The organism is Amycolatopsis kentuckyensis (assembly GCF_002155975.1).
Taxonomy (GTDB): Bacteria; Actinomycetota; Actinomycetes; order Mycobacteriales; family Pseudonocardiaceae; genus Amycolatopsis; species Amycolatopsis kentuckyensis.
This window is the reverse complement of record NZ_MUMI01000101.1, coordinates 1-8,058: the sequence shown is the minus strand read 5'-3', so window position 1 is coordinate 8,058 and position 8,058 is coordinate 1. Positions and strand designations below refer to the sequence as shown.

The following is an 8,058-nucleotide window of genomic DNA, read 5'->3' as shown; positions in this document are numbered from 1 at the left end:
CTGCTCGGCGGTGAGGTCGACCGCCCCGATCCGCGGTGGCGGGTGGACGAGGACTGGTCGACCCTGCACGTGGACGGGATGGTCCTCGGCTTCCAGCGGGCACCGGACCACCGGCCGCCGAGCTGGCCCGATCCCTCTTTCCCGCAGCAGTTCCACCTCGACTTCGAGGTCGACGACTTCCGCGAGTCGCACCACGTCGTCCTGGCGCACGGTGGCCGGCTGCTCGACCCCGATCTCGGCGGCCGCGGCTGGCGCGTCTACGCCGATCCGGCGGGGCATCCCTTCTGCCTGCTCGGCGACTACTGAACCCCCACCGAGATCGTGTTCCGGGCGGCCGGAAAAGGCGGTGAATAACCTCCTGACCCCGGCGATTTCGGCAGGTCGTGGCGTGTTTACGGTGAGGCCCCCTGCCCCGGAGCCCGCATGTCCGCACTTCCTGATCACGACCGCGGAACCACCGCGACGCCGGTTTTCGTCGACCCCACCGGGCGGCGGCGCCGCATCGTCCGCCGGGTCGCCCTCGCCGCCTGCGCGGGAGTTCTGCTCTACCTCGCGGTGTTCGTCGCCGCGCTGTTCGGCGCCCCGATCCCGACCTCGGCGCTGATCCCCGTGCCCGGCTTCGTGCCGGTGCAGGTGCCCGCGACGAGCACGCCGCCGCCGATCAGCGAAGAACCCGCGCGGGCGAACGGTGCGCCGACGGTCACCACGCCGTCGCGGGAGGTCCCGGCCTCGACGCCGGATCGCTCACCGTCGGCGGCCACGACGGCGCCGCCGACCGCGGCCACGACGACGACCGCCGCGCCGACCAGCGAGCACCGCAACAGCCGCGCGCCGACGACGCCGCCCGGGCAGACCCGCACGACCCCGCCCGGCAACGGGCGCTGACGGGGACGACATGGTGGCCCGGCATCACCACACCCCGCCGCCGAAGGCGCACTGGGTGCTCCTCGGCACCGTCGTCACCGCCGTCGCGGCGCTGCTCGGCCTGCACCTGCTCGTCTCGGGCGGGCTCACCGCCGACGAAGGCCCGCCGCCCGGCAGCTCGTCGGCGGTCCCGGCCGGGGTCCGCACCGGCGGGCCCGTCATCGACGCTCGCGCCGACCAGGCCGGGCTGCACGCCAAGGCCAAGACCCTCGCCCTGACCTTCGACGACGGCCCGGATCCGGAGTGGACACCGCGCGTGCTGGCGGTGCTCGCCGCGCACCACGCGCACGCCACGTTCTTCGTGACCGGCGCGAACGCCGCCCGGTACCCCGAGCTGGTCCGCGACATCCTGGCCGCGGGTCACGAGCTCGGCAACCACACCACCACCCACTCCGACCTGCGCGGGGACGGCGATCTCCGGGCGAAGCTGGAGCTGCGCGGCACCGACCTGGCCCTGGCGGGCGCCGCCGGGGTGGGCACGTCGCTGGTCCGGCCGCCGTACTCGGCGACGACGGACGCCGTCGACGACGCGGCCTGGGCGTCGATGCGGCGGATCGGCGCCGACGGCCGGCTCGTCGTCCTGTCCGATGTGGACAGCCAGGACTGGCGCCGCCCCGGCGTGGCGGCGATCGTCGCGAACGTGACGCCGAAGGACGACCGCGGCGCCGTGGTGCTGCTGCACGACGCCGGCGGCGACCGCTCGGAGACCGTCGCGGCACTGGAACAGCTGCTGCCCGGATTGCAGGCGGCGGGCTGGACGTTCGGCACCGTCGGCGAAGCCACCGGCATCCGCGAAGCCGTCAGCCCCGCCGCGCCGGCCAACCGGGCCGGCGGGTGGGCGCTGGTCGCCGCGGTCGGCCTCAGCGGTGTCGTCGCCGAGGCGCTGCGCTGGCTGCTCATCGTGGCGAGCGCCATCGCCGTGCTGCGGACGCTGCTCATCCTCGTCACCACCGCGATCCACGTCCGGCGGCGGCGCCCGCGGCGGCGGACCCGCGCCGGCGTCACGGTGATCGTCCCGGCCTACAACGAAGAAGCCGGGATCGAGGCGACCGTCCGCTCGATCCTCGCCTCCGACCACCACCCGGTGTGGGTGATCGTGGTCGACGACGGCTCCACCGACGGCACCGCCGACGTCGTCGCGCGGTTCCGCTCGCGCCGCGTGCGGCTGATCCGCCAGCGCAACGCCGGCAAACCCGCCGCGCTGAACAACGGCCTCGCCGCGGCCCGCACCGAACTGGTGGTCATGGTGGACGGCGACACCGTGCTCGAGCCGGGCACGGTGGGCGCGGTGATCCGGCCGTTCGCCGACCGGCGCGTCGGCGCGGTGTCGGGCAACGCGAAGGTCGGCAACCGCGGCGGGCTGCTCGGCCGCTGGCAGCACATCGAGTACGTCATCGGCTTCAACCTCGACCGGCGCATGTACGACGTCCTCGAGTGCATGCCGACGGTGCCGGGCGCGGTCGGCGCGTTCCGGCGCTCGGCCGTGCTGGACCTCGGCGGCGTCCCGGAGGACACCCTCGCCGAGGACACCGACCTGACGATGCTGCTGGAGCAGGCCGGCTGGCGCGTCGTCTACGAGCAGCAGGCGCGGGCCTGGACCGAGGCGCCGTCGACGCTCGGGCAGCTGTGGAAGCAGCGCTACCGCTGGTGCTACGGCACGCTGCAGGCGGTGTGGAAGCATCGCGGCGCGGTGCTGCGCGGCGGCGCGGCCGGCCGGCTGGGCCGCCGCGGGCTCCCGTACCTGCTGTTGTTCCAGGTCGTGCTGCCGATGCTGGCCCCGCTGGTGGACGTCGCGGCGCTGTTCGGCGCACTGGCCGGTGACCGGACCACGGCGCTCGGGTACTGGCTGGTGTTCCTGCTGATGCAGCTGGTGCCGGGGATCATCGCGTTCCGGCTCGACGGCGAGCGCCTCGGCCCGCTGCTGGCGCTGCCGCTGCAGCAGTTCGTCTACCGGCAGCTGATGTACCTGGTGGTCGTGCAGTCGGTGATGACGGCGTTCGCGGGCGCCCGGCTGCCGTGGCACAAGCTCGAGCGCACCGGGCAGAACGCGCCGCCGTCCGGCTGAGCGCGCGGCCGCGCCCCGTCTCCGCGACGATGACGGCATGACTGTCGCGTTTCTCGGAACCGGGATCATGGGCGCCCCGATGGCGGCCAACATCGCCAAGGCGGGCCTCGACGTCCGCGTCTGGAATCGGACCCGCGAGAAGGCCGAGCCACTGTCCGAGTTCGCCACGGTGGCCGATTCGGCGGCTTCGGCGGCCGACGGCGCGGACGTCCTGGTGACGATGCTCGCCGACGGGCCCGCCGTCGCTTCGGCGTTCGAAGCTGCTTCGCCTGCTTCGGGGACGTTGTGGCTGCAGATGAGCACGGTCGGTCTCGACTGGACCGACCGCCTCGCCGCGACGGCCGAGAAGGCGGGCGTGGTGTTCGTCGACGCACCGGTGCTCGGCACGCGGCAGCCGGCCGAACAGGCCCAGCTGCTGGTGCTGGGGTCGGGCCCGGAGGAAGCCCGCCCGGCGGCGACCCCGGTGTTCGACGCGGTCGGCATGCGCACGATCTGGCTCGGCCCGGCGGGCCGGGGCAGCCGGCTGAAGCTGGTGATGAACGCGTGGGTGCTGGCGCTGACCAACGCGACGGCGGAGAGCCTGGGCCTGGCCCGCGCGCTGGGCCTGGACCCGGCGCTGTTCCTGGAGACGATCGCGGGCGGCGGTCTGGACGTCGGCTACGCGCACGTCAAGGGCGGCGCGATGCTGGCGGGGGAGTACCCGCCGGCGTTCCCGGCGGGCCTGGCGGCGAAGGACGCCCGCCTGGTCGTGGAGGCCGCCGGGGACGACGTGGACTTGGCGGGGGCGAAGGCGGTGCTGGCCCACCTGGAGGCGGCGGTCGAGGCGGGGCACGGCGACGAAGACATGGCCGCGCTGTACCGCGCGGTGCTGAAGGAGCGGTAGGGACGGTCGCCGCGGATCCGGGCGCCGGGGCGTGGAAGCGGCAGGGACGATCGCCGCCGCGGGTCCGGCCACCGGGGGTGCCGAAGTGGTGACGCCGGGGGGTGAAGCGCGCCGCCGGAACGAGGCAACGGACCCAGGCCGCCGGGGCGCCCCCCGTTCTCGACTCTACCGGCAGGCACCGACAGTTCCGCCGGGCCGGACAGCCTCCGGCGACGCGTTTTCCGGGCCCGGCGGGGTGACACGGTCGGGGACCCGGCCAGGCGGTAACCTCAGTCGGCATCCCGACCCCTGAACCGAGGAGGGCCCGTGTCGGCAGGGCAGATCGCCGCGTTGATCGCCGCAGGAGCATTCGTGGTGCTGGTCGTCCTGCTGGCGATCCCGCTGATCAAGCTCGGCAAGACGCTGGACGCGGCCACCGAGGCGATCGAGCGCACCAACAGCAACACCGACCCGCTGCTGATCGGTGCGAACGAGACCATCACGCACGTGAACACCCAGCTCGAGCGGGTGGACGGGATCACCGCGAACGCGCAGGCCGTCACCGGCAACGTCTCCGCGCTGACGTCGGTGTTCACCGCGACCCTCGGCGGCCCGCTGGTCAAGACCGCGGCGCTGTCCTACGGGCTCAGCAAGGCGATCAAGGCGCGCAAGAAGAAGAGCGCTCTGAAGGCCGCCAGGAAGGCCGGGAAATGAAGCGGCTGTTCTGGCTCGGCGTCGGCGTGGTCACCGGCGTCGTGCTCTCCCGCAAGGCCGCCGAAACCGCTCGTCAGGCCACCCCGGCCGGGTTAGCATCGAACCTGGGGGACGCCGTGCGCGAGCTGGCCGGCGCCGTGGGTTCGTTCGGCGCCGAGGTGCGTGCGGGCATGAACGAGCGGGAACAGGAGCTGCACGACATGGTCGAGGAGCGGGCGGGCGTGACCGCGCCCCGCGCCGAGGGACGGCACGCCGCCGCCCGGCGCCCGGTCCGGCGAGCTCGCCGGGCGGAGGGCTGATCCGGGCCTGCCCGGAGCCCTTCGCCGTCGCCGCCCGACCCGTTCTCCGCCACCAGTACAAGGACTGACCCGTGGACACACACGAAATCACCGACCGTTTCCTGCGCCATTTCGAGGGCCGGGGCCACACGCGCGTGCCCAGCGCGCCGCTGATCCTCGACGACCCGAACCTGCTGTTCGTCAACGCCGGCATGGTGCAGTTCAAGCCGTACTTCCTCGGTGAGGCGCCGCCGCCGTACCCGCGCGCGACCTCCGTGCAGAAGTGCGTGCGCACGCCGGACATCGACGAGGTCGGCAAGACCACCCGGCACAACACGTTCTTCCAGATGGCCGGCAACTTCTCCTTCGGCGACTACTTCAAGGAAGGCGCCATCGAGGCGGCCTGGGAGCTGATCACCAAGCCCCAGAGCGAAGGCGGCTTCGGCCTCGACCCGGACCGCATCTGGGCGACCGTCTACAACGACGACTCCGAGGCGGCAGGCCTGTGGCGCAAGCTCACCGGCCTGCCCGGCGAGCGCATCCAGGCCCGCGACGGCAAGGACAACTACTGGGACATGGGCGTGCCCGGTCCCGGCGGCCCGTGCTCCGAGATCTACTACGACCGCGGCCCGGCGTACGGCCGCGAGGGCGGCCCGGTCGCCGACGAGGACCGCTACATCGAGATCTGGAACCTCGTCTTCATGCAGGACGTCCGCGGCGACCTGAGCCCCAAGCTCGGGCACCCGCCGATCGGCGAGCTGCCGAAGAAGAACATCGACACCGGCATGGGCGTCGAGCGCGTCGCGACGATCCTGCAGGGCGTCGAGAACGTCTACGAGACCGACCTCGTGCGCCCGGTCATCGGCCGCGCGGAGGAGTTCTCCGGCCGCCGCTACGGCAGCAACCACGCCGACGACGTCCGCTTCCGCGTCATCGCCGACCACGCCCGCACCGGCGTCATGCTGATCGGCGACGGCGTCACCCCGGGCAACGACGGCCGCGGCTACGTGCTGCGCCGCCTGCTGCGCCGGATCGTCCGCTCCACGCGGCTGCTGGGCGTGCAGGAGCCGGTGCTGCAGGAGTTCGCGAAGGTCGTCCGCGACACGATGGGCCCGACCTACCCCGAGCTGGTCTCCGGCTTCGACCGGATCAACGAGGTCGTCCGGATCGAGGAGGAGGCCTTCCTCTCGACGCTGACCTCCGGTTCGCGCATCTTCGACCTCGCGGCCGAGGAGACCAAGCGCGGCGGCGGGGACGTGCTGGCCGGTGACAAGGCGTTCCAGCTGCACGACACCTACGGCTTCCCGATCGACCTCACCCTGGAGATGGCGGCCGAGCAGGGCCTGACCGTCGACGAAGAGGGTTTCCGCACGCTCATGAACGAGCAGCGGACCCGCGCGAAGGCGGACGCGGCGGCCCGCAAGACCGGCCACGGCGACCTCTCCGAGTACCGGAAGGTCCTGGAGCAGCACGGCGAGACCGAGTTCCTCGGCTACACCGACCTGCAGGCCGAGGCGAAGGTCGTCGCGCTGCTCGAAGACGGGCAGCCGGTCCGCAGCGTCTCGGCGGGCAAGAAGGCCGAGCTGGTCCTCGACCGGACGCCGTTCTACGCCGAGAGCGGTGGCCAGGTCGCCGACACCGGCGTCCTCCTCGGCGACGGCGTCGAGCTGAAGGTCCTGGACGTCCAGAAGATCGTGCCGGGCCTGTTCGTGCACCGCGTCGAGGTCGTCGACGGCGAGGTCGGGCTGGACACCAAGCTCACCGGCTCGGTCGACGCGCACCGCCGCCTGTCCATCGAGCGCTCGCACTCCGCGACGCACCTGGTGCACGCGGCCGTCCGCGGCGCGTACGGCAAGCGCGCGGCGCAGGCGGGTTCGCTGAACTCGCCGGGCCGCATGCGGTTCGACTTCACCACGCCGGGCTCGGTCTCGGCGGACGTGCTGACCGAGGTCGAGGAGGAGGTCAACGACTACCTCCAGACCAACGTCGAGGTGCAGAGCTTCACCACGACCAAGGACAAGGCCCTCGAGCTGGGCGCGGTCGCGCTGTTCGGCGAGAAGTACGGCAACGACGTCCGCGTGGTCGACATGGGCGAGTACTCCCGCGAGCTCTGCGGTGGCACGCACGTCGACCGGATCGGCCAGCTCGGGCTGGTCAAGCTGGTCTCCGACGCCTCCATCGGCTCGGGCGTGCACCGCGTCGAGGCGCTCGTCGGCGGTGACGCGCTGAAGTACGTCCGCAAGGAGCAGCTGCTGGTCTCGCAGCTGGCGAACACCTTCAAGGTGCCGTCGGACCAGCTGCCCGGCCGCATCGAGGACGTCCTGACCCGGCTGAAGAACGCCGAGAAGGAGATCACGCAGCTCAAGACCCAGCAGGTGCTGGGCTCGGCGGGCGCGCTGGTCGACAAGGCCCAGGAGATCGGCGGTGTCACGGTCGTCGCCGAGGTCGTCCCGGACGTCGACGGCAACGGCCTGCGCGCGCTGGCGTCGGACATCCGCGGCCGGCTCGGCGCGCGGCCCGGCGTGGTGGCGCTGTTCTCGCCGGCCGGCGAGAAGCTGAGCTTCGTCGTCGCGACGACCAAGGCGGCCCAGGACAAGGGCATCGCCGCGGGCAAGCTCGTGCCGTCGTTCGCCGAGAAGATCGGCGGCCGGGGCGGCGGCAAGCCCGACATGGCCCAGGGTGGTGGCACGAACCCGGCCGGTGCGGCCGAGGCGGTCACGGCCCTGCGCGCGGCGATTGCCGGCATTGGTTAACCGCGGAAACCGCAGCCCGGACCGTCCCGGAGTGGGCGATCCGGGCCGCGGCCGCCGGCTCGGCGTGGACGTCGGATCCGTCCGGGTCGGAGTGGCGCTGAGCGATCCGGCCCCCCTGCTCGCGTCGCCATTGGTTACCCTCTCCCGCGATGCGACCGACGACAGTGATCTGGACCAGCTGGCCGCCCTCGTCACCGAGCACGAGGTGGTCGAGGTGATCGTGGGCCTGCCGAGAACGCTCGCCAACCGCCAGGGTCCGGCGGCCGAGCTGGCCATCGCGTATTCTGAGCGTCTGGCCGGGCGGATAGCGCCCGTGCCGGTCCGGCTGGGCGACGAGCGGCTGACCACGGTCACCGCATCCCGCATCCTCTCCCAGCGCGGGGTCAAAGGCCGCAAGCAGCGCGCGGTGGTCGACCAGGCCGCCGCCGTCGAGATCCTGCAGGCCTGGATCGACCACCGCGC

Annotated in this window: 8 protein-coding genes; all 8 read left to right on the top strand. The window is 72.9% G+C overall.

The genetic code is table 11. From position 1 onward, the window contains the following. A partial coding sequence (locus CCN39_RS11430; RefSeq protein ID WP_086841110.1) for a VOC family protein occupies nucleotides 1-306 on the top strand: 306 nt, incomplete at its 5' end. Between the two features lie 117 nt (nucleotides 307-423). Continuing rightward, complete coding sequence (locus CCN39_RS11425; RefSeq protein ID WP_244210728.1) at nucleotides 424-885, top strand: hypothetical protein; 462 nt, start codon at nucleotides 424-426, stop codon at nucleotides 883-885. Nucleotides 886-895: 10 nt separating this feature from the next. Further along, the gene (locus CCN39_RS11420; protein WP_086841108.1) at nucleotides 896-2,989 is read left to right on the top strand and encodes a bifunctional polysaccharide deacetylase/glycosyltransferase family 2 protein; all 2,094 of its coding nucleotides are present in this window, start codon (nucleotides 896-898) and stop codon (nucleotides 2,987-2,989) included. A gap of 37 nt (nucleotides 2,990-3,026) precedes the next feature. Continuing rightward, nucleotides 3,027-3,872: an NAD(P)-dependent oxidoreductase gene (locus tag CCN39_RS11415; RefSeq protein WP_086841106.1), complete on the top strand. Its 846-nt coding sequence runs from the start codon at nucleotides 3,027-3,029 to the stop codon at nucleotides 3,870-3,872. 306 nt (nucleotides 3,873-4,178) lie between these two features. Then, nucleotides 4,179-4,565 carry a DUF948 domain-containing protein gene (locus tag CCN39_RS11410; RefSeq protein ID WP_086841104.1) on the top strand — a complete coding sequence of 129 codons (387 nt, stop codon included), beginning with the start codon at nucleotides 4,179-4,181 and terminating at the stop codon, nucleotides 4,563-4,565. After that, nucleotides 4,562-4,864, top strand: coding sequence for a hypothetical protein (locus CCN39_RS11405; protein ID WP_086841102.1), 303 nt, complete (start codon nucleotides 4,562-4,564; stop codon nucleotides 4,862-4,864). Before CCN39_RS11410 ends, CCN39_RS11405 begins: the two co-directional genes overlap by 4 nt. A 71-nt stretch (nucleotides 4,865-4,935) precedes the next feature. Beyond that, nucleotides 4,936-7,596: an alanine--tRNA ligase gene (gene alaS, locus CCN39_RS11400; RefSeq protein ID WP_086841101.1), complete on the top strand. Its 2,661-nt coding sequence runs from the start codon at nucleotides 4,936-4,938 to the stop codon at nucleotides 7,594-7,596. Nucleotides 7,597-7,627: 31 nt separating this feature from the next. Further along, the coding region (ruvX, locus tag CCN39_RS11395; protein WP_086841099.1) for a Holliday junction resolvase RuvX at nucleotides 7,628-8,058 on the top strand (431 nt) is incomplete at its 3' end.

Coding starts and splice junctions, on each gene's coding strand:
- CCN39_RS11425 (WP_244210728.1), top strand. CDS start 424: ATGTCCGCACTTCCTGATCACGACCGCGGAACCACCGCGACGCCGGTT.
- CCN39_RS11420 (WP_086841108.1), top strand. CDS start 896: ATGGTGGCCCGGCATCACCACACCCCGCCGCCGAAGGCGCACTGGGTG.
- CCN39_RS11415 (WP_086841106.1), top strand. CDS start 3,027: ATGACTGTCGCGTTTCTCGGAACCGGGATCATGGGCGCCCCGATGGCG.
- CCN39_RS11405 (WP_086841102.1), top strand. CDS start 4,562: ATGAAGCGGCTGTTCTGGCTCGGCGTCGGCGTGGTCACCGGCGTCGTG.